The 26331-nt window shown below is 59.5% G+C and carries 26 protein-coding genes; 12 read left to right on the plus strand and 14 right to left on the minus strand.

Annotated features, from left to right (window positions below; translation table 11 throughout):
* Positions 1-206: 206 nt before the first annotated feature.
* The gene (gene can, locus WG936_RS00505) at positions 207-3023 is read left to right on the plus strand and encodes an aconitate hydratase (protein WP_339563543.1); all 2817 of its coding nucleotides are present in this window, start codon (positions 207-209) and stop codon (positions 3021-3023) included.
* A gap of 124 nt (positions 3024-3147) precedes the next feature.
* Complete coding sequence (locus WG936_RS00510; RefSeq protein ID WP_339563542.1) at positions 3148-3711, plus strand: TetR/AcrR family transcriptional regulator; 564 nt, start codon at positions 3148-3150, stop codon at positions 3709-3711.
* On the opposite strand, the gene WG936_RS00515 is transcribed toward WG936_RS00510, so the two are convergent.
* A complete protein-coding gene (locus WG936_RS00515) occupies positions 3694-4185 on the minus strand; it encodes a DUF1990 family protein (protein WP_339571822.1) in 492 nt (163 codons plus the stop codon). The two genes, WG936_RS00510 and WG936_RS00515, sit on opposite strands and share 18 nt — an antisense overlap.
* 24 nt (positions 4186-4209) lie before the next feature.
* Here WG936_RS00515 and WG936_RS00520 point away from each other — a divergent pair, with 24 nt between their 5' ends.
* A complete protein-coding gene (locus WG936_RS00520; RefSeq protein WP_339571823.1) occupies positions 4210-4923 on the plus strand; it encodes a glutamine amidotransferase in 714 nt (237 codons plus the stop codon).
* Here WG936_RS00520 and nagB read toward each other — a convergent pair.
* Positions 4920-5684 carry a glucosamine-6-phosphate deaminase gene (nagB, locus tag WG936_RS00525; RefSeq protein WP_339571824.1) on the minus strand — a complete coding sequence of 255 codons (765 nt, stop codon included), beginning with the start codon at positions 5682-5684 and terminating at the stop codon, positions 4920-4922. The two genes, WG936_RS00520 and nagB, sit on opposite strands and share 4 nt — an antisense overlap.
* 103 nt (positions 5685-5787) lie before the next feature.
* Positions 5788-6024 (minus strand): PLDc N-terminal domain-containing protein, encoded by a 237-nt coding sequence (locus WG936_RS00530; protein WP_339571825.1) that lies wholly within the window; start codon positions 6022-6024, stop codon positions 5788-5790.
* Between the two features lie 45 nt (positions 6025-6069).
* On the opposite strand from WG936_RS00530, the gene WG936_RS00535 reads away from it, so the two are divergent.
* Positions 6070-6339 (plus strand): ACT domain-containing protein, encoded by a 270-nt coding sequence (locus WG936_RS00535; protein WP_339563537.1) that lies wholly within the window; start codon positions 6070-6072, stop codon positions 6337-6339.
* Between the two features lie 12 nt (positions 6340-6351).
* Complete coding sequence (locus tag WG936_RS00540) at positions 6352-7719, plus strand: PFL family protein (RefSeq protein WP_339571826.1); 1368 nt, start codon at positions 6352-6354, stop codon at positions 7717-7719.
* 39 nt (positions 7720-7758) lie between these two features.
* Here the strand turns inward: WG936_RS00540 and WG936_RS00545 are convergent, their stop codons facing one another.
* Both WG936_RS00545 and WG936_RS00550 read right to left on the minus strand, forming a co-directional pair.
* Positions 7759-8355 carry a GNAT family N-acetyltransferase gene (locus tag WG936_RS00545; RefSeq protein WP_339571827.1) on the minus strand — a complete coding sequence of 199 codons (597 nt, stop codon included), beginning with the start codon at positions 8353-8355 and terminating at the stop codon, positions 7759-7761.
* A 111-nt stretch (positions 8356-8466) separates the two neighbouring features.
* On the minus strand, positions 8467-10095 hold the full coding sequence (locus tag WG936_RS00550; RefSeq protein WP_339563534.1) for an ABC-F family ATP-binding cassette domain-containing protein: 1629 nt from the start codon (positions 10093-10095) through the stop codon (positions 8467-8469).
* Between the two features lie 25 nt (positions 10096-10120).
* Here WG936_RS00550 and WG936_RS00555 point away from each other — a divergent pair, with 25 nt between their 5' ends.
* Together WG936_RS00555 and WG936_RS00560 are read left to right on the plus strand one after the other, a co-directional pair.
* Positions 10121-11125, plus strand: a complete 1005-nt coding sequence (locus WG936_RS00555) for a lycopene cyclase family protein (RefSeq protein ID WP_339571828.1) — start codon at positions 10121-10123, stop codon at positions 11123-11125.
* A gap of 4 nt (positions 11126-11129) precedes the next feature.
* Positions 11130-11633 carry a hypothetical protein gene (locus WG936_RS00560; protein WP_339571829.1) on the plus strand — a complete coding sequence of 168 codons (504 nt, stop codon included), beginning with the start codon at positions 11130-11132 and terminating at the stop codon, positions 11631-11633.
* On the opposite strand, the gene WG936_RS00565 is transcribed toward WG936_RS00560, so the two are convergent.
* From WG936_RS00565 to WG936_RS00595, 7 genes are read right to left on the minus strand one after another with little or no spacing between them, the layout of a single operon-like run.
* Positions 11630-12022 (minus strand): metal-sulfur cluster assembly factor, encoded by a 393-nt coding sequence (locus WG936_RS00565; RefSeq protein ID WP_339571830.1) that lies wholly within the window; start codon positions 12020-12022, stop codon positions 11630-11632. The genes WG936_RS00560 and WG936_RS00565 overlap by 4 nt on opposite strands.
* Positions 12023-12472 carry a Fe-S cluster assembly sulfur transfer protein SufU gene (gene sufU / locus WG936_RS00570; RefSeq protein WP_339563530.1) on the minus strand — a complete coding sequence of 150 codons (450 nt, stop codon included), beginning with the start codon at positions 12470-12472 and terminating at the stop codon, positions 12023-12025.
* Entirely contained in the window at positions 12473-13738 is a 1266-nt protein-coding gene (locus tag WG936_RS00575) for a SufS family cysteine desulfurase (RefSeq protein WP_339571831.1), read from the minus strand.
* Positions 13738-14493, minus strand: a complete 756-nt coding sequence (sufC, locus tag WG936_RS00580; protein ID WP_339563528.1) for a Fe-S cluster assembly ATPase SufC — start codon at positions 14491-14493, stop codon at positions 13738-13740. Before sufC ends, WG936_RS00575 begins: the two co-directional genes overlap by 1 nt.
* A gap of 25 nt (positions 14494-14518) precedes the next feature.
* Positions 14519-15700: a Fe-S cluster assembly protein SufD gene (gene sufD / locus WG936_RS00585; RefSeq protein ID WP_339571832.1), complete on the minus strand. Its 1182-nt coding sequence runs from the start codon at positions 15698-15700 to the stop codon at positions 14519-14521.
* A 5-nt stretch (positions 15701-15705) separates the two neighbouring features.
* A complete protein-coding gene (sufB, locus tag WG936_RS00590) occupies positions 15706-17151 on the minus strand; it encodes a Fe-S cluster assembly protein SufB (RefSeq protein WP_339563526.1) in 1446 nt (481 codons plus the stop codon).
* Positions 17135-17857 carry a helix-turn-helix transcriptional regulator gene (locus tag WG936_RS00595; protein ID WP_445227916.1) on the minus strand — a complete coding sequence of 241 codons (723 nt, stop codon included), beginning with the start codon at positions 17855-17857 and terminating at the stop codon, positions 17135-17137. Before WG936_RS00595 ends, sufB begins: the two co-directional genes overlap by 17 nt.
* A gap of 132 nt (positions 17858-17989) precedes the next feature.
* On the opposite strand from WG936_RS00595, the gene mptB reads away from it, so the two are divergent.
* The 4 genes from mptB (at position 17990) to WG936_RS00615 (ending at position 22379) form a co-directional block, all read left to right on the plus strand.
* Positions 17990-19648 carry a polyprenol phosphomannose-dependent alpha 1,6 mannosyltransferase MptB gene (gene mptB / locus WG936_RS00600; protein WP_339571834.1) on the plus strand — a complete coding sequence of 553 codons (1659 nt, stop codon included), beginning with the start codon at positions 17990-17992 and terminating at the stop codon, positions 19646-19648.
* Between the two features lie 6 nt (positions 19649-19654).
* Positions 19655-20599: an ABC transporter ATP-binding protein gene (locus tag WG936_RS00605; protein ID WP_339571835.1), complete on the plus strand. Its 945-nt coding sequence runs from the start codon at positions 19655-19657 to the stop codon at positions 20597-20599.
* A 4-nt stretch (positions 20600-20603) separates the two neighbouring features.
* Positions 20604-21368: an ABC transporter permease gene (locus WG936_RS00610; RefSeq protein WP_339571836.1), complete on the plus strand. Its 765-nt coding sequence runs from the start codon at positions 20604-20606 to the stop codon at positions 21366-21368.
* Positions 21369-21464: 96 nt separating this feature from the next.
* Positions 21465-22379 carry a COX15/CtaA family protein gene (locus WG936_RS00615; protein ID WP_339571837.1) on the plus strand — a complete coding sequence of 305 codons (915 nt, stop codon included), beginning with the start codon at positions 21465-21467 and terminating at the stop codon, positions 22377-22379.
* Here WG936_RS00615 and WG936_RS00620 read toward each other — a convergent pair whose 3' ends face one another.
* Positions 22380-22964 (minus strand): DUF4126 domain-containing protein, encoded by a 585-nt coding sequence (locus tag WG936_RS00620; RefSeq protein WP_339563520.1) that lies wholly within the window; start codon positions 22962-22964, stop codon positions 22380-22382. It lies immediately after the preceding gene.
* A gap of 64 nt (positions 22965-23028) precedes the next feature.
* A complete protein-coding gene (locus WG936_RS00625) occupies positions 23029-23943 on the minus strand; it encodes a heme o synthase (RefSeq protein WP_339563664.1) in 915 nt (304 codons plus the stop codon).
* Between the two features lie 273 nt (positions 23944-24216).
* Between WG936_RS00625 and tkt the strand changes: the two genes are divergently transcribed.
* Positions 24217-26307: a transketolase gene (gene tkt / locus WG936_RS00630; RefSeq protein ID WP_339571838.1), complete on the plus strand. Its 2091-nt coding sequence runs from the start codon at positions 24217-24219 to the stop codon at positions 26305-26307.
* The last annotated feature ends 24 nt before the right edge of the window (positions 26308-26331 follow it).

The raw sequence follows: 26331 nt of genomic DNA on the forward strand, positions 1-26331 counted from the left end.
CTCCTAAGTGACGCGCCCAATCAGCCCCGAATTCCACGTAGGCTCAAAGATGGACGGCAACGGTAACAGCCCAACTACCCATTCAGGGGGCGCGCGGAGGGAAATACTCCCAACAGAACGCCCGTACTGTTAAGCTGTCTGACAGACGAAGGCTACTTTAAGCCTCCCGTTTACTCACCCATAATTAATAGGAAGTGGAGCTGACTGTGACGACAAGCAAGAACTCCTTCAATGCTAAGAGCACCCTCGAGGTTGGCGACAAGTCTTACGACTACTTCGCACTCAACGCTGTGCCAGGCATGGAGAAACTGCCATACTCTCTCAAGGTTCTCGGAGAGAACCTGCTGCGTACCGAAGATGGCGCGAACATCACCGCTGACCACATCAACGCAATCGCCAACTGGGATGCCGCTGCTGAGCCAAGCATCGAGATTCAGTTCACCCCTGCCCGCGTGCTGATGCAGGACTTCACTGGCGTTCCTTGTGTTGTCGACTTGGCAACCATGCGCGAAGCAGTGAAGGTGCTCGGCGGCGACCCAGATCAGGTCAACCCACTGAATCCTGCCGAGATGGTCATCGACCACTCCGTCATTGTTGAGGCCTTCGCCTCCAAGGACGCCCTTAAGACGAACGTTGCCATTGAGTACGAACGCAACGAAGAGCGCTACAAGTTCCTCCGTTGGGGCTCCAAGGCATTCTCCAACTTCCGCGTTGTTCCTCCAGGAACCGGCATCGTCCACCAGGTAAACATCGAGAACCTGGCCCGCGTTGTCTTCGACAACAACGGCCTGGCTTACCCAGATACCTGTATTGGTACGGACTCCCACACCACCATGGAAAACGGCCTGGGCATCCTGGGCTGGGGCGTGGGCGGCATCGAAGCCGAGGCAGCCATGCTCGGCCAGCCAGTCTCCATGCTCATCCCACGTGTCGTCGGCTTCAAGCTGACCGGTGAAATCCCTGTCGGCGTCACCGCTACCGACGTCGTTCTCACCATCACCCAGATGCTCCGCGAGCACGGTGTGGTCCAGAAGTTCGTCGAGTTCTACGGCAACGGCGTCAAGTCCATCCCACTGGCAAACCGCGCCACCATCGGCAACATGTCTCCGGAGTTCGGCTCCACCTGTGCGATCTTCCCGATCGACGAGGAGACCACCAAGTACATGCTGCTCACCGGTCGCCCAGAAGAACAGGTTGCATTGGTCGAGGCTTATGCCAAGGCTCAGGGCATGTGGCTCGAGGAAGACGCTCCAGAAGCTACCTACTCCGAGTACCTCGAGCTGGATCTGTCCACAGTTGTTCCTTCCATCGCTGGCCCGAAGCGTCCACAGGACCGCATCTTGCTCTCCGAGGCCAAGCAGCAGTTCCGCAAGGACCTGGCTAGCTACACCGAGGACGAAGTCTGCACCGACGAGTCTTTGCCTGCAAAGCGCATGGAAGCTGAAGGCGAAGCCAACAGTGATCAGAGCGAGACCAACCAGGTCACCGACCTGAATGTCTCCCAGGCTGGCAACGGTGAATCCGCTGCCATCGGCCGTGCGGGTCGCCAGTCCAACCCAATCACCGTGACCTCCCCTAAGGGCGGCGAGTACACCCTCGACCACGGTATGGTTGCCATCGCCTCCATCACCTCTTGCACCAACACCTCTAACCCTTCTGTGATGATCGGCGCTGGCCTGATCGCACGCAAGGCTGCCGAGAAGGGTCTCAAGTCCAAGCCTTGGGTCAAGACCATCTGTGCCCCTGGTTCCCAGGTCGTCGACGGCTACTACAAGCGCGCTGACCTCTGGAAGGACCTGGAGGCCATGGGCTTCTACCTCTCCGGCTTCGGCTGCACCACCTGTATCGGTAACTCCGGCCCGCTGCCAGACGAGGTTTCCAATGCGATCAACGCGAATGATCTCGCAGCTACCGCAGTGCTTTCCGGTAACCGTAACTTCGAAGGTCGCATCTCCCCTGACGTGAAGATGAACTACTTGGCTTCGCCAATCATGGTCATCGCTTACGCTATCGCCGGCACCATGGACTTCGACTTCGAGACCCAGGCCCTGGGTCAGGACCAGGATGGCAACGACGTCTTCCTGAAGGACATCTGGCCTTCCACCGAAGAGATCGAAGCTACGATCCAGCAGGCTATCTCTCGCGAGCTCTACGAAGCTGACTACGCTGACGTCTTCAAGGGCGATGAGCAGTGGCAGAACCTCCCAACCCCAGAGGGCAAGACCTTCGAATGGGATGAGAACTCCACTTACATCCGCAAGGCTCCTTACTTCGATGGCATGGAGCTCCAGCCAGCTCCGGTCTCTGACATCAAGGGCGCTCGCGTGCTGGCTAAGCTGGGCGATTCGGTCACTACCGACCACATCTCCCCTGCTTCTTCCATCAAGCCGGGTACCCCTGCTGCGCAGTACCTGGACGAGAACGGCGTGGAGCGCAAGGATTACAACTCCCTCGGTTCCCGTCGTGGTAACCACGAGGTCATGATGCGTGGCACCTTTGCCAACATCCGCCTCCAGAACCAGCTGGTTGACATCGCCGGTGGCTACACCCGTGACTTCACCAAGGGTGGCGAGCAGGCCTTCATCTTCGACGCGTGCCAGAACTACAAGGCCGCCGGCATCCCGCTGGTCGTCCTTGCTGGCAAGGAGTACGGCACCGGTTCTTCCCGCGACTGGGCAGCTAAGGGCACCAACCTCCTGGGCGTCAAGGCCGTTATCACCGAGTCCTTCGAGCGTATTCACCGTTCGAACCTCATCGGCATGGGTGTCATCCCACTGCAGTTCCCTGCTGGCGAGTCCCACGCTTCGCTGGGCTTGGACGGCACCGAGACCTTCGACATTGAGGGCATCGAGGAACTGAACAACGGTGTGACCCCTAAGACGGTTAAGGTCACCGCAACCAAGGAGTCCGGCGACAAGGTCGAGTTCGACGCTGTTGTCCGCATCGACACCCCAGGTGAGGCTGACTACTACCGCAATGGTGGCATCCTGCAGTACGTGCTGCGCAACATGATCAAGGGCTAATCTGCCTCGTTGATCTCTAGTTCTGGGGCTGTCCACGGCAGGTCGCGATAGCAATCGTGGCCAGCCTGGGCAGCCCCAGGGCATTTCTTTAGAAACTTTTCCGCGAAGGAGCGTTGATTTAAGCATGCCTAGGGTTAGCAGTGCTGATCTCGAAGAACGCCGCCACGAGATCCTCGAAGGCGCACGCAAGTGTTTCGCGGAGCACGGCTATGAGGGCGCTACCGTGCGCCGCCTCGAAGAGGCCACCGGCAAGTCCCGCGGCGCAATATTCCATCACTTCGCGGACAAGGAAACCCTCTTCCTTGAAATCGGCCGCGAGGATGCCCTGCGTATGGCGGAAACCGTTGCCGAAGAAGGTCTAGTACAGGTTATGCGCGATATGCTGGCCTACCCGGACCGCTACGACTGGCTGTCCACTCGCCTCGAAATCACCCGCCTGCTGCGTACCGACGCCGCCTTCCGCGCACGCTGGCAGGAGCAACAGGCCGTGCTTGACGACGCCGTTCGCCGCCGCCTCCAAGCAAACGCCGATGCCGGAACGATGCGTACCGACGTCGATTCAGAGGTGCTCTACCTTTACCTGGAGACGATGTTCGACGGCCTGACTGCGAAACTCGCATCAGGGATCGAAACCGCCGCCTTCTCCCCCGTTCTAGACCTCGTGGAAGCCTCAGTCCGCCGGGACTAGTGCAGCGAGGTAGCGCCGCGCGATGAGTCGTTGGAGCAGCCTCGCGAGGCTGCCACCCAGCTGAGTCACCCACGATGCTGGACGAGAAAACGCTGCACATTCAGCCCAGACCGTCCCATCTTCCAGCCACACTCGGAAGGATTCCTCCCCGGTCTCGAGGTGCCCTGGCAAAGTTCCATAAGCCACGCAGGCGTGGGTATCGGACTGGGTTGTATGAATAATCCAACAGCGTTGGCGCAGGCAGCCAAGGTGGAGGGTGATGATTTTGCCGTCGATAAGCGGTCGAAGACGCACCGCACGTTGCATTTCCCATGCCAGCAGCCGCCTCCGAGCTTCGCGGAAAGTAGCCTGTCCGTGTCCAATTTTGCGGCGGATCGTGAAGCAATGCCAGCCCTGGCGGGTGAGTTCGGCTTGGTGTGGGTCGAGATCGAGAGACCAGCCAAGAAATTCTGCTGGATATGTCACGGGCGCCATATTCCCCATACTAGACTAAGCGGTATGTCTAAGTTTCTGCTGGTCCAGGCGCGAGAGGGCGCAGAGGTTCTGAGTTCCGAGTATCAGGACTTCCTCAAGTCCACTGGGCTGCGCGCCGAGCAGCTAGACCGCTTCGTCCTTGATTCAGCTACCTCCCGCATTCCTTCTGTTGCGGACTACGCTGGTGTTTTCTTAGGCGGTAGCCCCTTTAACGTCACCGACGCTCAGCAGTCGGAAGTGCAGCTTCATGTGCAGCGCGAAATGTTGGCGCTGGCGCAAAGCCCGATCCCCACCTTCTATGTCTGTTTTGGCTCGAGTTTGCTCACGCAGTTTTGCGGTGGCGAGGTGCGGGCCGAGTTCGCTGAGGACGCCGGTGCCACAAAGGTCGCACTGACCCCAGCCGGACAGTCCGATCCGCTATTGCGCGCCGTGCCACAACAGTTCACGGCGCTGACGGGACATACGGAAAGCGTCCACGAATTGCCGGAGGGATCGATACTACTGGCCACCGGCCCCGCATGTCCGGTCCAGATGTTCCGCCTGCACGATTCGACTTGGGCGTGCCAGTTTCACCCCGAGATGGATGCAGCCGGACTGGCGGCGCGGATGCGCTTCTACCTGAACAACGGCTACTTTGACCCGGAAAAGCTGGAGGAAATCATCACCTCACTTGCAAGCGTCGATACCACGCACGCTCATCAGATCATGCGCAACTTCGTGGCGATGTGCGCTAGCTAGATCTTGTTCGCTGCACAAAAGCGGTAGTAGTCGCTGTTATCTAATAGCGCTGCTGCTGCTTCGTCGACTATCACCGTTGCCTTTGGGTGCAGTTGCAGGATTGAGGCTGGGCAGTGCGCGGAGAGTGGGCCTTCGATCATGTCGCGGACTGCGTGAGCTTTGTTGGCACCGGTAGCGATCAATAGCAGGTGGCCCGCCTTGGAAATGGTGCCGAGTCCCTGTGTAAGCACATGGACCGGTACCTGGCTTTCCTCGCCGTCAAAGAAGCGCGCATTGTCCTTGACCGTCTGTGGATGCAGCGTTTCCACTCGCGTGCCAGAGGTGAGGGAGCTCGCGGGCTCATTGAATCCGATGTGGCCATTGCTGCCGATGCCGAGCAGTTGGATGTCCACGCCACCAGCAGCCGCAATAGCGGCGTCGTAGGCTGGTCCCTCCGCGTGAATGTCTCCGGCGAGGCCGTTGGGGCTGTGCACCTGCGCGTCGTCGATGTCGATGTGGCTGGTGAACTCCTCGCGTATGAATCGGTAGTAACTCTGATCATGCTCACGCGGTAGCCCGATGTATTCGTCCAGCAAGAACGCCTGCGTGCCGGCAAAGCTGATCTGCCCGGATTCGCACCTGGAAATTAGTTCGCGATACATTTGCAGCGGAGTTGATCCGGTTGCTAAGCCGAGGACAGCCCCTGGGGTGACGTAGCTGGCCATGATGTCGGCCGCGTGTATCGCGACCTCTGCAGCGGACTGCTTAATGAGGATTTCCATGTCGGCACTTCCTGACAGTTAATTATTTGCTAAATCCAATTGCGGACTAATTTAATATATTGTCAACTGCCGGAAAGTGCTCGTTAGTAGCCCCGTTAGTGCACTATTTCTTTCGCCCAAATAGCGCATAAGCTGCTGGGCCGAAGAAGTCGATCAAGCTTAAACCGAACCACATCCACTTCGATCCCCGCGTTCGCTCTTTCGGCGTGTGGTAGATGAAGTGCCACACCACGAGTTTCTCCAGGACTTCCCAGGTGACAAGTCCGATGATCAAGCGCTTTGCTGCGGGACTCAGATCCGCCCAGCGCGGTTTCCTATGCTGCTCACTATCTTTACTCATAGCTTTAGTCTTACCACTGCTCGCAGACGCGCTAATGTTGAGAGCATGTATGCAATCATTTCCGTCGCCGGCCCCGACCATTCGGGCATTATCGCCGCCGTTGCCACTGACCTCGCGGCCATGGATGTCAATATCCACAATGTCTCCCAGACGATCATGGAGGGCTATTTCACCATGATCCTGCATGTTGCCTTCGACGAGTCCAAGTTGGATATCGTCACAGTGCAGGAACACATGACGGCCGTCGGCAAGCAACAAAACCTGGCCATCCGGGTACAGTCCGAGGCGCTTTTTAACGCCACCACTGAAATTTAACGGGCGGCCACCATGAACTTTGCACAGCGCAGCCACGCCATTTGGGACACTATTGAGATGATCCAGCAGTACCGGCTGGACATTCGTACCGTGACGATGGGCATTAGCCTCCTTGATTGCATCCGTGGCACCATGGCGGAGACCTGCGACGCCGTCTATGACCGGCTGACCACCCAGGCGCAAGATCTCGTGAGCACTTGCGAAGGCATCGAACGCGAGCTTGGCATTCCCATCGTCAACCGACGCATTTCGGTCACCCCGATCGCACTCCTCGCAGCATCTGTCGAAGGCAGCCCGGTAGAACTCGCGAAGGCGCTGGACCGTGCGGCCAATGAGACTGGCGTCAACTTTGTGGGAGGCTTTTCTGCGCTCGTGGAGAAGGGCGCTACCTCCGGTGATCGCCGCCTCATCGACGCCATCCCAGAGGCACTCACCGTCACCGAACGCGTGTGCTCTTCCGTCAACGTGGGCACCTCCCGCGCAGGACTCAACATGAACGCCGTCAAGCGCATGGGTGAAGTGGTTAAGGAGGCCGCAGAGCTGACCAAAGACCGCAGCGCCATCGCCTGTGCAAAGCTCGTCGTGTTCGCTAATTCTGTGGGCGATAATCCCTTCATGGCGGGGGCTTTCCACGGCATTGAGGAACCTGACTGCGTGGTCAGCGTTGGCGTGTCCGGGCCGGGTGTGGTCGCCCGCGCCCTCGAGCGCATGCCTGCCGACGCCTCCCTGGATCAAGTCGCAGAGGAGATCAAGAAGGCTGCTTTCAAGATCACTCGCGCGGGACAGCTCGTGGGCAACCTCGCTTCCGAGCGCCTCGGCGTCCCATTCGGCATCGTGGATCTCTCGCTGGCCCCGACCGCCGAAGTCGGCGACTCCGTGGCTAACATCCTCGAGGCGATGGGCTTGGACCAGGTAGGCACCCACGGCACCACCGCCGCGCTTGCGCTGCTTAACGACGCCGTCAAAAAAGGCGGCATGATGGCCTGTTCCCGCGTCGGTGGCCTTTCCGGTTCCTTCATCCCGGTCTCAGAGGACAAGGGCATGATCGACGCCGTCCGCGCCGGCTCCATCTCGATCGACAAGTTGGAAGCGATGACCGCGATCTGCTCCGTCGGCCTGGATATGGTCGCTATCCCAGGTGATACGAGCGCTGCACTGATCTCCGGCATGATTGCCGACGAAGCAGCCATCGGCATCATGAACCATAAGACCACCGCCGTGCGCGTCATCCCGGTGCCGGGCACGCAGCCGGGCGACGAGGTCAACTTCGGCGGTCTGCTCGGATATGCACCGGTCATACCGGTGAACACCGTGGGCAACACGCAGTTCATTCACCGTGGTGGCTATATTCCTGCGCCGGTGCACGGGTTTAGGAACTAGCTTGACCGAATTTGTGGATCGAAAACATGATTTTAAGCCCTAAACCAATGTTTTCGATCCAGTAATTCGACATTCCAGGCCAGCCTTCACGGCTGGCCATTCGCTTTTCACCATTGAGTACAACACCTGATCATCCAGTACGCCGTTCCTGAGGCGGGCGCTTGCCCGGATGATGCCATCGAGTTTGAAACCCACCTTCTCGATCGCTCGTTGAGACTGCTGGTTGCTCCACTTGGTGCGGATACCCACCGCCTCACACCCGAGTGTTTCAAAGGCATGCTCTAGGAGCAGCAGCTTCATTGCGGGATTGGTGTCTGTGCCTTGGGCATCGGCGGAGATCCACGTGTACCCGATTTCCAGGCGTGGTACTTCGGGTTGTAGGTCATAGTAGGCGGTCACGCCCAGCGCTTCGCCGGTAAATGCGGAGCGCACGGCAAAGGGGATCATGGCTCCGGTGTCGCGGCGCTGCAACTTGCCCTCGATATCGGCATGCATGCCCTCGGGAGTCGGCGTTGAAGTCCAAAACGCTTCACTGAGGTCCCCCACGGCCCGCTGCAACTCCGGCGTGTGTGCGACGCTCAGCGGCTCGAGACGGACGTGGTCATTAGCAAGGGTGAGGGTTGGGGAAATCCACATAGGTTAAGGATACTTGCCGATTCTCCGGCTCGAAGCCTGCACAAAGTGCGGGCAAAGTGCGGGCAAAGCTGCCAAATTGAGTGCGGCTTAGCGCCGTTTATGCTGGACGCCTTAAGCTAGTTCCACGATTTCCATGTACTCGTCATTCCACAGGTCCTCGGTGCCGTCGGGAAGCACGATGACGCGTTCCGGTTCCAAGGCCTTCACAGCGCCCGGGTCGTGGGTGACCAGCACGACGGCACCGGTGTAGGTGCGCAGCGCGTCAAGAACTTGCTCGCGAGACTGTGGATCGAGGTTGTTGGTCGGCTCGTCCAGCAGCAGCACGTTAGCGCGCGATGACACGAGCGATGCCAATGCAAGGCGGGTCTTCTCACCGCCGGACAGTGTGCCGGCTGGCTGGTCTAGTTGCTCGCCGGAGAACATGAAGGCACCGAGGAGAGAACGCAGGTCCTGCTCCCCCGCCTCCGGGCACGCATCGATGGTGTTTTGCCACACGGATTTCGCGGGATCAATGGTGTCGTGCTCCTGCGCGAAATAGCCGATCTTCAGACCGTGACCAGAAACGATACCGCCTTCGCCGTCAGTGCGTTCCACCCCTGCGAGCAACTTGAGCAACGTGGTCTTACCAGCACCGTTGAAGCCAAGCACGACGACTCGTGAGCCCTTATCGATGGCCAAGTCCACTCCCGCGAACACCTCGAGGGAGCCATACATTTTGGTTAGTCCCGTGGCGTTCAGCGGAGTCTTGCCACACGGCGCTGGCTCTGGGAACTGGATGTGAGCCACGCGATCTGCCTGGCGCAGATCATCGGTGGAAGAAACCATCTTCTCGGCGCGGGCGAGCATCTGTTTAGCAGCTGCGGCCTTGGTAGCCTTAGCTCCCAGCTTTGCCGCCTGAGTTTTAAGCGCAGATGCCTTCTTCTCTGCGTTGGCACGCTCCCGACGTCGTCTAGCTTCGTCGGTGGCGCGGGCATCCAGGTACTTCTTCCAACCCATGTTGTACACGTCCGCTTCACTGCGGACGGCATCGAGGAACCAGACCTTGTTACAGACCGCTTCCAGCAGCTCCACGTCGTGAGAGATCATGATAAGACCGCCCTCGTGCTTGGACAGGAATTCGCGGAGCCAAGTGATGGAGTCTGCATCGAGGTGGTTCGTAGGTTCATCGAGCAGCAGCGTCGTCTGCGAACGACCCGAACCTGCGGTGGCGGCAAACAGGATTTGCGCGAGTTCTACACGGCGACGTTGACCACCGGAAAGTGTCTTGAGCTGCTGGTCGAGGACTCTTTCAGGAAGTCCCAGGGCGTCGCAAATGCGGGCCGCTTCAGCATCCGCCTCATAACCACCGAGGGAATAGTACTGCTCCTCAAGGCGGGAGTACTTATTCACGGCCTTATCGCGCACCGCATCGGTTCCGGTTTCGATGAGCTCCTGCTGTCGCTCCATTGAGGTCTTGAGGCGATCCAAGCCGCGGGCAGATAGCACGCGATCCCGCGCAGTCTGGTCGATATTTCCTTCGCGCGAATCCTGCGGCAGGTAGCCGATCTCCCCGGAACGCACTACTTTGCCGCCATAAGGCTCCCCTTCACCAGCCAGGATGCGCATGGTCGTCGTCTTGCCTGCACCATTACGGCCGACCAAGCCGATCCGGTCGCCGGGTTGCACACGCAGGTGCTGGCCGGGGGCGTTGAGCAGGGTGCGGGCGCCGACGCGCACTTCCAAATCTTCGGTGACAATCACAGCAGGTCAGTATAGCGTGTGAAGTATGAGTTCCTACGACCTGATCATTGTTGGCCTCGGCCCCGCCGGTGCTTACCTCGGCCACCGCGCGCATGCCCGGGGCCTCAAGGTCTTAGGTGTAGACAGGAAAGACGCCTGGGATGCCACTTATGGCGGTTGGGTCGACGAGCTACCGGGCGTGCCGTTGTACAGCCGCACAAAGCCTACGGTGCGCTTCGGCGGCGTCGGTCGTGTTCTCGAGCGCGAGTACGCGATTATTGATGCCGATCGCTGGCGCAGCCAACTCCTCGACTTCCCCATCGTCATCGGCGAGGCGGAGATCAGCAACGCCAACAGCGTGCTTATCGACGGCCAGAAGCATCTCACCGACGTGGTCGTCGATGCTCGGGGCATGTCCTACGTAGCGGGCCAACCACTGCAACAGGCCCTGGGCTGGTTCATTGATTCCGCTCCTGATGCCTGGATGGATTTCCGCGAGTCCACCTTTCTCTATAGCTTCGACACCCCGCGCGGCCGGGTCGTGGAGGAAACTTATCTGGCCATTGCTGACTTCCATTCCTGGGGAGAGTTGGAAGGCGCCCTGAGCCGTCGTTTCCCGGGGAAGAAGCCACGGGAGGTGGAGCGCGTGGTGATCCCGTTGGGGCGGCCACCGGCGTCGAAAAGCGCACTGCCTTTCGGTGCCCGCGCGGGATTCATCAACCCCATCACCGGGTTTAGCCTTGCCACGGCAATCCGCATGGCAGAGCCCACGCTGGACGCGCTGTGGGGCCATGGCACACTGCCCTGGCGCACTCGGGCTTTCCGCGCTGACCGACACCTGGCCGAGCTGCTGCAACGCGCTTTGCTCAACCTCGAGCCACCACGGGTGCAGCACTTGCTGCGCGCCCTGCTGCGCTTGCCGACGCCACTGCACCGCGACTTCCTGCAGCTCGGCAATCTCCGTGGCACCCTGGTTGGCATGGCGCTGGTTTTCGCGCAGGTGCCACTATCCACCAAGCTCGCCATCGTCCGCGCGTTAGTGAAAGGTTAACTTCATGGCCGATATCGGACAGGACTACTACGTTGCGTACACGCTGAACTCGGGACAGCAAGGTCGCATCAATTTAAGGTTTATGCGCGAACCTAGTCAGCGGGATGTGGCCGCCGAGTTGGAAAAATACGGCATCGAACCGAAGGAACTGAAAGCTACTTTCCACGAGCCGGTACACCGGGTGGGCCATGCGCCAACTCCCGCAATGCAGACTGTCCAAGGGCCGATCCAACCCCAACTTGCGCAGCCGAAAAAGCAGCGCGGGTGTCTTTCCACGTTCCTGAAGATCGCCCTCGCACTGTATCTCTTCGGCATTATGGTGGAGATCCCGAATGGCTTTAGCGCCATGGAAGACGGCGAAAAGCTCGCTTCCGCGCCAGACGCACTAATGCTGTGCGGCACGGTAGCGAGCCATCGCTCAGAGGCGGACATCTGGCATCCCGCATACCTAACTCAATACGCAGGATGCATCGCCGGGGTGACCATCGGTCAGGCGAAGCAGAGCTAGACCGAAAATCCTAAGGCCCGTAGCTGATCGCGACCATCTTCGGTGATCATGTGTGGGCCCCATGGCGGCATCCATACCCAGTGCAGGGTCATTTTCTCTGCGACGCCGCCGCCCACGACAGCCTGCTCGGCCTGTTCCTCAATGACATCAGTCAACGGGCATGCCGGGGAGGTCAGCGTCATGTTGACTACTGCATGGGTGCCCTCGACCATGTAAACGTCGTACACCAAGCCGAGGTCAACCACGTTAATGCCCAACTCAGGGTCAATGACGTCGCGCAGGTATTCCTCAACGTCAGCTGCCTTAGCGAGGTCCGCTTCGGACTGCTCGGGCTTCGGTGGTACCGGAGGCTTCGTGTCCTCCGGTGCGGGGGTGTTCTCTTCGCTCACTTACTTCTTTCCTTCCAAAGCTTCAGCGGTGGCCGCTTGGAATGCTTTCCACCCCAGGAGGGCGCATTTCACGCGGGCCGGGTACTTGGACACGCCGGCGAAAGCAATGCCATCACCAATCACCTCGGCATCACCTTCGACTGTGCCGCGTGAAGTCACCATCTCTTCGAACGCGGCCAGGGTTGCCATTGCTTCTTTCACCGGCCGACCGACGATCTCCTCCGCCATCACGGAGGTCGATGCCTGGCTGATGGAGCAGCCCTCGGCCTCGTAGGAGATATCTGCCACGGTCTCCCCGTCTTCAGACAGGTGCACCCGCAGCGTCAGTTCGTCGCCACAGGAGGTGTTGACATGGTGCACCTCGGCACCGAAGGGCTCTCGCAATCCGGCGTGCTGAGGGTGCTTGTAGTGATCCAAGATCACTTCTTGGTACATCTGCTCTAGCTTCATTTACGCTACTCCAAAGAATTCCTGCGCATGCCGGACTGCTGCTACCAGCCGGTCCACCTCTTCCATCGTGTTGTAGAGGTAGAAGCTGGCGCGAGCGCTCGCTTGCACTCCCTTCGCGCGGTGGATAGGCCATGCACAGTGATGACCAACTCGAATGGACACGCCCTGATCGTCTAAGACCTGACCGAGATCGTGCGGGTGAATACCGTCAACGGCAAAGGAAATGGCACCGCCACGACTTTCCGCGGTACGGGGTCCGAAGATGTGCAGTCCATCGATCTGCTGCAGCTGCTCCAACGCATACTCGGTGAGTGCATGCTCGTGTGCTGCGATGTGCTCCATGCCGATTTCGGTCAAGAACTGCACTGCAGCACCGAGACCAACCACCTGAGAGGTCATCTGCGTCCCCGCCTCAAAACGCTGCGGCGGCGGTGCATAGGTAGAACCGTCCATACGCACTAGTTCAATCATCGAACCACCGGTGAGGAAAGGCGGCAGCTGGCGCAGCAATTCTGCGCGACCATATACCGCACCCACACCAGAGGGCCCACACATCTTATGGCCGGAGAAAGCAGCGAAATCGACGCCAAGAGCATGGAAGTCCACCGGCATGTGTGGCACTGATTGGCAGGCATCCAGTACGGTCAACGCGCCGACGGCCTGTGCACGACGCACCATCTCGGGCACGTCAGCAACCGCGCCGGTGACATTGGACTGGTGGGTGAAGGCAACAACCTTCACGGAATCATCCAATTCCAGCGAATCCAGGTCAATCCGGCCGTCGTCAGTGGTGGCGTACCACTTGAGCGTCGCGCCGGTGCGGCGGCACAGTTCCTGCCACGGCACCAGGTTGGCGTGGTGCTCCAGCTCCGTGACGACGACCGTATCACCCTCACTCACAGCCAAGTCGCCCGCCCGCTCATCGCCGAGGACATAGGCCACCAGGTTGAGCGCCTCGGTGGCATTCTTGGTGAAGGCGAGCTCTTCCGGCGCTGCGCCGACGAACGCCGCAATTGCAGCGCGCGCAGACTCATAAGCATCGGTTGCTTCTTCGGCCAGCGAATAGGCTCCCCGGTGCACCGGCGCGTTGGTGTGCAGCACAAACTGCTCTTCCACCCGCCATACCCGCTCCGGGCGCTGTGAAGTTGCACCGGAGTCGAGGTACGTCAGTGGCTGATCACCGCGTACCTTACGGCGCAGGATGGGAAATTCCGCCCGGATCGCCTGAGTGTTCAGCGATCCGTCGGAATGTGTCAGTGTGGCCATTACAGGTACTGGTCGTAGCCGTTTGCCTCAAGCTCATCAGCAAGCTCAGGGCCACCAGTGGTGATGATTTTTCCGTTGGCAAACACGTGCACGTAATCAGGCTTGACGTAGTTCAGGATGCGCTTGTAGTGCGTAATCATCAGCACGCCACCGTTCTCGCGTTCCTGGTACTTGTTGATGCCCTCGGAGACTACGCGCAGTGCGTCGACGTCGAGACCCGAATCGGTCTCATCCAGCACGGCAAACTTCGGCTTAAGCAGACCGAGCTGTAGCACCTCATGGCGCTTCTTCTCGCCACCAGAGAAGCCCTCGTTGACCGAGCGCTCGGAGAACTCCTTGGAGATAGAAAGTTCTTCCTGGGCTTCCTTAACTTCCTTCACCCAGTCGCGCAGCTTAGGGGCTTCACCGCGAACGGCAGTGGCGGCGGTACGCAGGAAGTTCGCCATGGAGACACCCGGTACCTCTACTGGGTACTGCATTGCCAAGAACAGGCCGGCGCGGGCGCGCTCATCAACCTCGAGGTCGAGGATGTTCACGCCGTCGAGTAGCACCTCGCCGCCAGTGACCTCGTAGCGAGGGTGGCCCGCCAGGGTGTAAGCGAGAGTGGACTTGCCGGAGCCGTTAGGGCCCATGATGGCATGGGTCTCACCGGAGTTGATGGTGAGGTTGACGCCGTTCAGGATCTGCTTTGGTTCAGCGTTGTCGTCGGAAGGCAGCACCTGGGCGGTCAGGTTACGGATTTCAAGAGTGCTCATATGTCGTTCCTTGTTTTAAGTTTGATTAAAGTTCGGTGCCGTCAAGTTCTTGCGCGATCTTGGCTTCCAGCAGTTCGCGGGTGGCTTCACCCGGAATGCGACCAATAACCTCGGAGAAGAAGCCGCGGACGATCAAGCGACGGGCATCATCAGCTTCGATGCCGCGAGACAGCAGGTAGAACAGCTGCTCGTCATCGAAACGACCCACGGTGGCAGCGTGACCTGCACCGGCGATTTCACCGGTTTCGATTTCCAGGTTCGGCACTGCATCAGCGCGTGCACCCTCGGTGAGGACAAGGTTACGGTTTGCCTCATAGGTGCTGGTGCCTTGAGCGTTGGCGCGGATGAGCACATCTCCCACCCATGCGGTGCGGGCCTCGGTGCGCTCGGTGCTGGGATCGCCCTGCAGAGCGCCCTTGTACAACACGTTTGACTTGCAGTTCGGGTGTGCGTGATCCACCAATAGACGCTGTTCAAAGAACTGTCCATCATCGGCGAAGTAGACACCGAGGAGTTCGGCGTCGCCACCTGGGCCTGCGAACTTCACCTGTGGCACCAGGCGCACCAAGCTGCCACCGAATACGGCAACGGCGTGACGCAGCACAGCATCCCGCCCGACGAGGGCACGCTCACCTGCGAGGTGCACCGCATCATCAGCCCAGTCTTCGTGGACGACAACGGACAAGCGCGCATTATCGCCAACGATGTACTCGTGGTTATCGGAATGCGTGCCGGAACCAACAAAGTGCAGATTGACCAGTGCTTCCGCGCCTTCTTCCACGATGATCGTAATTGCGCCGAAGGAGGTGACGTCCGCGCCGGAGCCGCTGACGGTGATGTTCACTGCATCCGCGTTCACGCTGTTCTTGGCAAAGGTAACCACGGTTGCTTCGCTCATGGCAGTCCATGCCTGAGCCGCGGTGCGATCCACTGGTGCACCCGCCTGACCGAGGCGAGGATCGTCTTTAGTCACGGTTTCAACACTGATGCCGCTTGCCGATTCCGGCAGTTCGACGGCTACCTTCGAGGCGACTGGCGTCGCGAAGCTGCCGTCGTGCAGGCCACGCAGGCGACGCATTGGGACGAAGCGCCACACTTCGTCGCGGCCGTGCGGAACCTCAAAGTCCGCGACATCAAAGGAGGAAAATAGGTCTCCCTTGGTGTCGTGGTAAGTGGCGTTTTTAACTCGTTCTACAGGGGCGGTCATTGCGCTTAGCCCACCGATCCTTCCATTTGCAGCTCGATGAGTCGGTTGAGCTCAAGGGCGTATTCCATTGGCAGTTCCTTGGCGATAGGCTCCACGAAGCCACGCACAATCATCGCCATTGCTTCATCCTCGGCCAGGCCGCGGGACATGAGGTAAAACAGCTGGTCCTCGGAAACCTGGGAGACCTTTGCCTCGTGACCGAGCGAGACGTGGTCGTTGCGGATGTCATTGTAAGGGTAGGTATCCGAACGCGAGATGTTATCCACCAACAGCGCGTCGCACTCGACGTTAGAAGTCGAATGGTGCGCGTCCTTGTTAATCTGCACCAAGCCACGGTAGGCGGCACGTCCACCGGCGCGGGCCACAGACTTAGAAACAATGTTGGAGGAGGTGTATGGCGCCATGTGCACCATCTTTGCGCCTGTGTCCTGGAACTGGCCTTCGCCAGCAAAGGCGACGGAAAGGACCTCACCCTTAGCGTGTGGGCCGGTCATCCAGACTGCCGGGTACTTCATGGTCACCTTGGAGCCGATGTTGCCGTCGACCCATTCCATGGTGGCGCCTTCTTCACACTTGGTGCGCTTGGTCACCAGGTTGTACACGTTATTCGACCAGTTCTGGATCGTGGTGTAGCGGCAGCGGCCACCCTTCTTCACGATGATTTCCACCACTGCAGAGTGCAGGGAATCAGACTTGTAGATCGGCGCAGTACAGCCCTCAACGTAGTGAACATAAGCGTCCTCGTCCACGACGATAAGGGTGCGCTCGAATTGACCCATGTTCTCGGTGTTGATGCGGAAGTAGGCCTGCAGCGGGATGTCCACGTGAACGCCCTTGGGCACGTAGATGAAGGAGCCACCCGACCACACGGCAGTGTTGAGCGCGGAGAATTTGTTATCGCCGGAAGGGATGACGGTGCCGAAGTACTCGCGGAAGATCTCTTCGTGCTCACGCAAAGCAGTATCGGTATCGACGAAGATGACGCCCTTTTCTTCCAGGTCCTCGCGGATCTGGTGGTAAACCACCTCAGATTCGTACTGCGCGGCAACGCCGGCCACTAGGCGCTGCTTTTCCGCCTCCGGGATGCCCAGCTTGTCATAAGTATTTTTGATGTCCTCGGGCAGATCCTCCCAGCTGGTGGCCTGCTTCTCTGTGGAGCGGACGAAGTATTTAATATTGTCGAAGTCGATGCCGGAAAGATCCGCACCCCACTTCGGCATTGGCTTCTTATCGAAGATCTCGAGCGACTTCAGACGGCGCTCCAGCATCCACTCTGGCTCGTTCTTAAGCCGGGAGATGTCCTTAACTACGGCCTGGTTCAGACCGCGCTTCGCTGCGGCACCAGCGGCATCTGGGTCGTGCCAACCGAATTGGTAGGCACCGATGGAGTCAATGATCTCTTCGTCGGTGAGTTGGGCATTGACATCGCGTTGGTTAATTGCCTGCGTCATCAGCCACTCCCTTCCTGTGCTGGGATGTTTCTTTGGGTGAGTTGTTAATAGGAGTCAGTGGAATGTTGGTGGTACAAATGCCGTGACCATCCACAATGGTGGCCAAGGGCTGGATATGCTGCCCGAGCAGCTCCGCGATCGCACGGTGTTCGGCCTCGCATAACTCCGGAAATTCCGAAGCTACGTGTGAGATCGGACAATGGTGCTGGCAGAGCTGCACGCCACTGCCTGCGTTGCTTGTCGACGCCGCATAACCCGACTTCACGAAGGCATCAACGATGTGCTCGGTGGTTTCCTTCACGGAGTCGGCCGATTCACCGGCCGGAGAAATCCCCGCCACGATGCTTTCGATCCGCTTGCGAGCAAATGCCCGCACTGCCGCTTCCCCACCGGTTTCCCGGAGTGCCTCCAGTGCGGAGGCCGCCAAACCGTCGTAGTCGTGTCCGAATTGGCTACGTCCCTTATCAGTAAGGACGTATTCCTTGGCTGGTCGGCCACGACCCCGAGTGCTGCCACCTCGCGTGGCGGCCACCATTGCTAACCCTTCTGCCTCGAGGTTATCGAGGTGCCGGCGCACGCCAGCAGCGGAGAATCCAAGGTGATCGCCAAGATAAGAGGCACTGCACGGCCCATGCTTGAGCAGGGTGACCAGAATGTCGCTGCGCGTGCGTCCTTCGAGTCCTTCTGTTCGAGCCAAGACCGTCACCTCCTTGTACCACTTTCCATGTCTTTATCTATTAGACAACACAAGTGTTCCGTAATTCGCCGTTAAAGTCCAGCGGTAGGACACAGACACGTCGAAACGGTCGCAGACTCGGCTCGAGTAGAATTTGGCTCCGTGATACTTTCCAGTGAAACTCGCCCCCTCGGGTGGCTCAGGAATGCCCTGCCCCGGCTGGGTAGTCCAGGTTCCCGCTCTGCTGAGCTTCACGACGACCGCGCCCTCGATGCGCGACAGCTGAACTTTACTGAGATCGAAAGATTCGCCACGCTCCGGTGGATCGGCACAGTTGGTTCGCTCATGGTCGGGATGGGCGCTTTGGGCGCTGGCGCCTTCCCGGTAGTTGACAATCCCTATCCACACTTTCCGGGCGGCGAGATCCTCGCCCGAATGCTGACTACCTCATCGATCATCACGTTGATCGGCGTCGGTTTTCTGGTCCTCGCCTGGGCGCTGATGGCTCCTTTCGTCTCCACCACGCTGGCCGCCCCTATCACGGGCACTCGCGAGAATGCTGCCAGAGTGAGCATGAAAATGCTGCGACGCACCTTCATTGCTTGGGTATTGCCAATCTCCTTGACTACCCCACTTTTTACGCAAGACATCTACTCTTATCTGGCACAAGGTGCGATCGTTGCTGCCGGAATGGATCCCTACTCTGGTGGCCCGATTGACCTGCTCAGCCCCGATAATCCCTTGGCACGCAGCGTTCCCTTCATTTGGGCACACTCGCCGTCCCCCTACGGTCCTGTAGCCCTCGCGATCGCTGCTGGAATCAGCATGATTACCAACAACAGCATCGTGCTCGGGGTGTTAGCGCATCGCTTGGTGTCGGTGCTGGGCCTAGTGGCCGCCGCCTGGGGCGTCGTCAAGCTGGCGGGGCGGTGTCGTGTGTCCAAACATGCGGCGCTGTGGCTCGGCATCCTGAACCCACTGTGCCTGTTGCACCTGATTGGCGGGATTCACAACGAGGCCATCCTGATCGGTTTCATGCTGGTCGGCCTGGAGGTCGGTCTCCGGGGCGTGGATCGCGGCCCCCGTAAGGGCGCAGTACTTCTGGTAATTGGTGCCGCTCTGATCACCTGTGCGGGGCTGGTCAAAGTCACAGGTTTCATCGCGCTTGGATTCCTGGGGATGGCCCTAGCGCGCCAACTGTTGCTGCGCGGCTTTAATAAAATTTTCGCGCTAACGGTCGCAGCGGGCAGCATGTTGGCTGTGTTGGTGGCTACCACAGGGCTGGTAACAGCGGTATCCGGGATCGGGTTGGGCTGGATCACCGGGCAAGGCGGCGCCGCCACTATCCGCAGTTGGATGTCCATCAGCACGGATGTCGGCGTCATCGCTGGCGCTTTGGGCAGCTGGCTGCAGCTCGGCGACCACACCGAGCAGATGTTGGTGTTCACCCGGGCGGTTGGCGTTTTCATCGCCGGGCTCTTTATGCTCCGCATGCTGCTGGCCACGCTCTACGGCCGGATTCACCCCGTTGGTGGCCTTGGCGTAGCGATGTTCGTCATGGTTGTCCTCTTCCCCGTCGTACACCCCTGGTACCTGCTGTGGTCGCTGGCGCCACTCGCTGCATGGGCAAACCGACCGCTATTTCGTGTCTTGGCAATGGGATATTCGGTGATTATGAGCTTTTTCGTCTTGCCTCGTGGACTACGGCTACCGCCCGTGACCGTACTCAGCATCTATTTCGGCGCTGCCGTGCTGTTCGCGCTCTTGTTGTGCGCCCTATGGTGGCTGTTAAAGCGTCGCGGCATCGTTGGCCTACACTGATTCCTTGTGAACGCTCCCGATATCGCCTTGTCTTTGCGCAACGTGCGCAAGACTTTCGGCTCTACCGTCGCCGTCGCGGACTTAAGCTTCGATGTCCCCGCTGCGTCTGTGCTGGCTCTCCTCGGCCCCAACGGCGCAGGCAAGACCACCACGATCGAAATGTGCGAGGGTTTCCAAACCCCGTCGAGCGGTGAGATCCGGGTGTTGGGGCTCAACCCAGTCACCCACACCGATGAGGTGCGACGACGCATCGGAATTATGTTGCAAGGTGGCGGAGCCTATCCCGGTATCAGGGTTGCAGAGATGATGCGGCTAGTGGCGTCGTATAGCGCTCGCCCGCTGGACCCGGATTGGTTGCTAGAGCTGGTGGGGCTGGGTGAGCACCGCCGCACCGCTTATCGACGCCTCTCGGGAGGGCAACAGCAGCGCCTGTCCCTTGCACTCGCACTGGTCGGCAGACCCGAGCTAGTTTTTCTTGATGAGCCAACCGCGGGCATGGACGCACAGTCCCGGCTCCTAGTGTGGGACCTCATCGCGCAGCTGCGTGCCGACGGCGTTGCCGTGGTTCTCACCACGCATCTCATGGATGAAGCGGAAGCACTGGCAGACCAAGTGGTGATCGTGGATCGAGGCAGCGTCGTTGCCTCCGGAAGCCCAGCTCAGTTAATGCGGGCGCGCGCCGAACAACTTTCCAGCGTGCACCTAGAGACCATGGCCAGCCTGGATGTACCAGCGATGGAGGCGGCGCTGCGAGTCGCGGGCGCCACGGGTACTCTCACTCCAATTCGTCCGCAGGCTTATCACCTGGAAATCCCTGCCACACCGGAGTTGCTCGCAGTTGTTACTGCCGAGGCGGCGCGCCAAGGAGTCCTGATCCGAAACCTGGGCGTCGATGCAACCTCCCTGGAGGAAGTCTTCCTCGATGTCACCGGCCGAGAGATGCGGAGCTAACACCATGACCCAGCAGTTTAAGTCAGGCAGCTTCACCCCTGATCCCGCGCGGGCGGGAATGGGCGCCATGATCGGCTCACAGGCTCTCATTGAAGCAAAACTCTTCTTGCGCCACGGTGAACAGCAGCTGCTTTCCCTCATCATTCCGCTCGGTCTGCTGATAGCGCTGTCCTTAACCACCCTGTTGCCAGGTGAGAAACCAGTTTTCACAGTCTTTCCCTTTACTCTTGCCGTCGCTGGCATGAGCGCAGGTTTTACCGGCCAGGCAATTGCTGTCGCCTTCGATCGCAGATACGGCGCTTTGAAACGAATCGGGGCTTCCGGAGTTCCAGCGTGGACCATCATCTTTGGCAAGGTGGTCGCGGTCCTCGGCGTGGCACTAGTACAGACGTTGATCCTGGGGAGCGTGGCCTTAGTGCTCGGCTGGCGCATGCCTTTGGGCGGGATTGTCCCCACAGTGCTGGCTATGGTGCTCGGCGTGGGCACCTTTACCGCAATCGGATTGCTGCTCGGCGGCACGCTGAGCTCAGAGGTTGTGCTGGCAGTGGCGAACACCGCGTGGTTCGTGCTTCTCGGTGCTGCGGCCTACTTCGTGCTCCGCGGTGGCGGCACTGTGCCCGGATACTCCCTGGCGATCCCTTCCGTGGCCTTTGCCGACGCCCTTCGGCAAGCCTTCCACGGCACCATCGCCTGGCTGAACTTGCTGAGTCTCGCGGTATGGGCGGCTGTGAGCTCCGCCGCCGCGATCCGGCTATTCCGGTTTAGCTAGCGGGCAGTAGCCCCACCCGACGGTGTGGCAAGACTCTCACCGTCTCCGCCGGCATCAATGCGGGCTTCCAGAGCCAACCAGATAAGATAAACAACCGTGAATACCGCTACCCCACAACGCCGAATCGCCGCACCAAAGGCGCAGCTCGGTTTGGCCCTTGCAGTCCTCATCGGTGAAATCGCCATTACATTTACCGGTGCAGTTGTTCGAGTGACCGGCTCCGGTTTGGGCTGTGATACCTGGCCGAATTGTCACGAAGGATCACTGATCCCTGTCGAAGGCGCGGCGCCCTGGATCCATCAACTGATCGAGTTCGGTAACCGCGGGCTCGCGGTTGTACTTGGCCTAGTCGTTGGTCTTTTGCTGCTCGCCGTGTATCTGGCTGGCCGGCGCAGCGTCGTGAAGGCCCATGCTTGGTACCAGCTCATTGGCGTCATCTTCCAGGCAGTGCTCGGTGGCATTTCGGTGCACCTCGATCTGAAGTGGTGGGCGGTTGCGATCCACTTCCTGCCTTCTATCATCCTCATCTGGCTCGCGGCGCTGCTCTATGAGCATGTCAAAGCCCCAGACGAGGGCCGCGACGAATGGCGCTACCCACGTCCGCTGCGCTACCTGGCCGTCGGTTCTGCTGCGGCCCTTTCTGCTGTCCTGATCACCGGCACCATGGTCACTGGCGCAGGCGTGCACTCCGGCGATTCCACCAAGGGCATGGAAGGCCGCCTTGAAGTCGACATCGCCGGAATGGCCCATGTCCACGCCGGATTCATGTACCTCTACTTGGGGCTGACCATCGGACTGGTGGTTGCACTCATCACGGTTCGTTCCTCTCAGCGCTCCCGTAAGCTCGGCTACTTGCTGATTTTCTTCATCGTGCTACAAGCAGCTGTCGGCATGATCCAATTCTGGTTCGGTGTCCCACGGTGGACAGTGCCGTTCCACGTTGTCCTCTCGGGCGTCGTCACCGCGTACACTGCGCTGCTCTACGCAGCCGGACGCGAGCGCGTCGCTTAGCTAGCCGCGCAGCCGTTCGCGCCAACCGCGCAGCTTCAACAACAGCCATGCGGCCCCACCCAACAGCAGAATCAGCAGCACAAACACCAACGCCGGCGCAAAGAGCGCCGCGCCGGTGAGTGAGGCCGCCGCAACATTTTCAGCAGTGGAGGCTACTGGCGCACCAAAACCTAGCGTCCCCGCATTAATGGCTGGCCGCGAGGTGGACTTCATCAGATGCATAATCAACGCGATCACAAATCCCGCAGCCAAAAGACCCCAGGTCTTAGGGTTCGAGAAGGTCTCCGTGGATGAAACCGTTTGGTCCCCGAATGCGGAAGCGAACATCAAGCCGCCAGAGGTAGGTCGCACCAAAGTCTGGATCACGTCATTAACGGAGTCCACGGCCGGAATCATGTCGGCCACTAATTCGATCAGCAACAAAACGCCCACCACGGCTAACAAGATGGGGTTGCTGAGCCACACCCACCCTTCGGGGAGCGTCACGAGCTCCGTATAGCGCGCCAGAAGCCCGAAGGCCAGCAGCGGGATGTAGGCGTTGAGCCCTGCGGACGTGGCCAAACCAATGGCAGCTGATAAACCCATGTTGATAGTTAAACATAAAAGTGCCCCAGCTGATATCAATCAGCCAGGGCACAATGAGGGTCGGCTAGAACAACACGGTACGCAGCGGTTCTAGAGCCATAATCGCGTCGATAGAAAGTGCAACAAAGAGCACTGCCAAGTAGTTATTGGACAAGATGAACAACGCCAAAGGCTTAGTTTCCTCGCCCTTACACACCTTGCGGTGCAGGGAGGTCGCCATCACGATGAACCAGATGCCAGCGATTACAGCAGTCGCAGCATAGACCCAGCCAGCAGCAGGAACGAGCAACAAGGTGGTAATCACAGTTGCCCAGGTGTACCAGACCATTTGCCGGGTTACCTCGTGCGGCTCCTTAACCACGGGGAGCATGGGCACGCCAGCAGCCTTGTAATCCTCTTTGTACTTCATCGCCAGCGCCCAGGTGTGGGGTGGAGTCCAGAAGAAAATGACCATGAACAACACGACGGCTTGCCACCAGACATAGGGAGAACCAGCCGGTAGGTTGTCTTTAATCACAGCCCAGCCAACGACAACTGGCATGCAGCCAGCTGCGCCGCCCCACACGATATTCATCGGTGTGGAACGCTTCAGCCACTTGGTGTAGACGAAGATATAGAACGCGATGGTCAGCATGACAAACACCGCAGCGAGCAAGGAGTGACACAGCAACCAAAGCCAGAGGAAGCTCACGATGGTGAGCGTCCACGCGAAGATCGTCGCGGCACGATTGGAGACTGTGGCCTTTGCGAGCGGACGCTTCTGGGTGCGTCCCATCACCTTGTCGATATCAGAATCGGCGACCATATTGAAGGTGTTGGCGGCAGCTGCACCCATCCAACCACCAATGACGGTGAGCAAGACTAGACCTGCATGATGTTCGCCACGGTCCGCCTGCAGCATGGCAGGGATTGTTGCCACCAGCAGGAGCTCAATCACCCTTGGCTTCGTCAGCGCAATGTAAGCCTTGATTGTCTCCAAGGATGTCCCTCCAGCACAAATGTCAGTATTTTCGCCGCATTTCGACACCACGAGCCCGTCGTTATTCAAGGCTTCACCAACAGTAGTCGGATCTGGAGCCCAATTAGTTCCCGAGTGTGGAAATGCCAACTGAGCCATGGTATCGCCTAGCACAGCAGAATGCCGAATCGGAACCCCAGTTGGGGCTTTCCACTAAACTGGATCCTGTTTGCACCTCTGGCAAGTTCGGGGTGCCTTATAAGTTGAATACCACCTGGAAAGAAGGAACCTATCGTGGCATTGTCGCCGGATCTTCAAGCTCTTTTTAAGCGCACCTATCCAGCTGACTGGACCGAGCTAGATACTAAGGCGGTGGATACCACACGCGTTCTTGCCATCGATGCAGTCCAGAAAGTGGGCTCCGGCCACCCAGGTACCGCAATGAGTTTGGCACCCCTGGCGTACACCCTCTACCAGCGCGTCCTGCGGCATAACCCCACGGACGACCAATGGTTAGGGCGCGACCGCTTCGTTCTCTCCTGCGGGCACACCTCCCTCACCCAGTACATCCAGCTGTACTTGGCTGGATTCGGATTAGAAATGCCGGACCTACAGGCACTGCGCACCTGGGACGCATTGACCCCTGGACACCCCGAATTCGGCCACACTAAGGGTGTGGAAATTACCACCGGACCACTCGGTCAGGGTCTGGCTTCCGCCGTTGGCATGGCAATGGCTGCCCGCCGCGAGCGGGGCCTGCTCGAGCCAGAGGCGGCTCTAGGTGAGTCCATTTGGGATCACCACATTTACGTCATTGCTTCCGACGGCGACATGCAGGAAGGCGTCACCGCAGAAGCTTCCTCACTCGCCGGTACCCAGCAACTAGGCAATCTCATTGTGTTCTGGGATGACAACCGCATTTCCATCGAAGACAACACCCAGATCGCTTTCACCGAGGATGTCTGCGCCCGCTACCGTGCCTACGGTTGGCAAGTGCTCGAGATCGAAGGTGGCGAAGACGTCGCAGGGATTCTCGCAGCAGTAGCAGAAGCCAAGGCCGACACCCAGCGTCCGACGTTCATCCGGCTGCGGACGATCATTGGCTACCCCGCCCCTACCCTTATGAATACCGGCGGTATTCACGGCGCGGCACTGGGCGAAGAAGAGGTTGCTGCGACCAAGCGCGAGCTCGGTTTTGACGTCGATAAGCACTTCCACATCGACGACGACGTACTTGCCCACACCCGCAAGGCTGCCGAGCGCGGCGAAGCCATGCAGTCCGAGTGGCAGCAGCGTTTCGACGCCTGGGCCGCCCAGTACCCAGAGCGCAAGGCCTACCTCGAACGCACCCAGGCCCGGGAATTGCCTGCCGGTTGGGCCGAGGAATTGCCAACGTGGGATGCCGATCCCAAGGGCGTAGCCACTCGTAAGGCTTCGGAGGCCACCCTGCAGGCGTTGAGCAAGTCCCTGCCTGAGCTGTGGGGCGGCTCTGCCGACCTTGCCGGCTCAAACAACACCGTCATTAAGGGTGAGAAGTCCTTCGGCCCAGAGGAGATCACCACCGAGACGTGGACTACCTCCCCTTATGGCCGCAACTTGCACTTCGGTATCCGTGAGCACGCCATGGGCGCGATCCTCAACGGTATGGCGCTGCACGGCCGCAACCGGCCTTATGGCGGCACCTTCCTCATCTTCTCCGAGTACATGCGTCCGGCCGTGCGTCAGGCCGCGTTGATGGGAATTGATACCTATTACGTCTGGACGCACGATTCCATCGGTCTCGGCGAAGACGGCCCAACCCACCAGCCCATCGAGCAGCTCGCGGCGCTCCGCGCGATGCCGAACCTCAGCATTTTGCGCCCCGCTGATGCTAACGAAACCGCTGCGGCTTGGAAGTGTGCCCTCGAGGCACCTGCCGGCCCAAAGGGCCTGGCGCTCACCCGCCAGAATGTGCCGGTGCTGGAAGGCACCAAGGAGAAGGCCATGGCCGGCGTCGCAAAGGGCGCCTACACCCTGGTGGACACTGCGGGCACCCCTGACATCATCCTCATGGGCTCGGGCTCTGAAGTCCAGATTGCGGTTGAGGCAGCAGCCGAACTGGCCAAGGATGGCATCAAGGCGCGCGTAGTGTCCATGCCGTGCATGGATTGGTTCCTGCAACAAGATCAGTCCTACCGGGAGGAAGTCCTCCCAGCTGCCGTGCCAGCCCGAGTATCCGTGGAAGCCGGGATTGCGATGCCATGGCACCAATTCCTGGGTACCCAAGGTAAGGCAGTTTCCCTCGAGCACTTCGGCGCATCCGCCGATTACCAAACCCTGTACCGCGAGTTCGGTTTGACCACTGAGTCAGTTGTGTCCGCAGCTCGCGAAACGCTCGGCAACTAGCCGATGCAGAAAGAAGATACAACT

Origin of the sequence: Corynebacterium sp. H127, from assembly GCF_037482665.1 — a bacterium.
Classification (GTDB): domain Bacteria; phylum Actinomycetota; class Actinomycetes; order Mycobacteriales; family Mycobacteriaceae; genus Corynebacterium.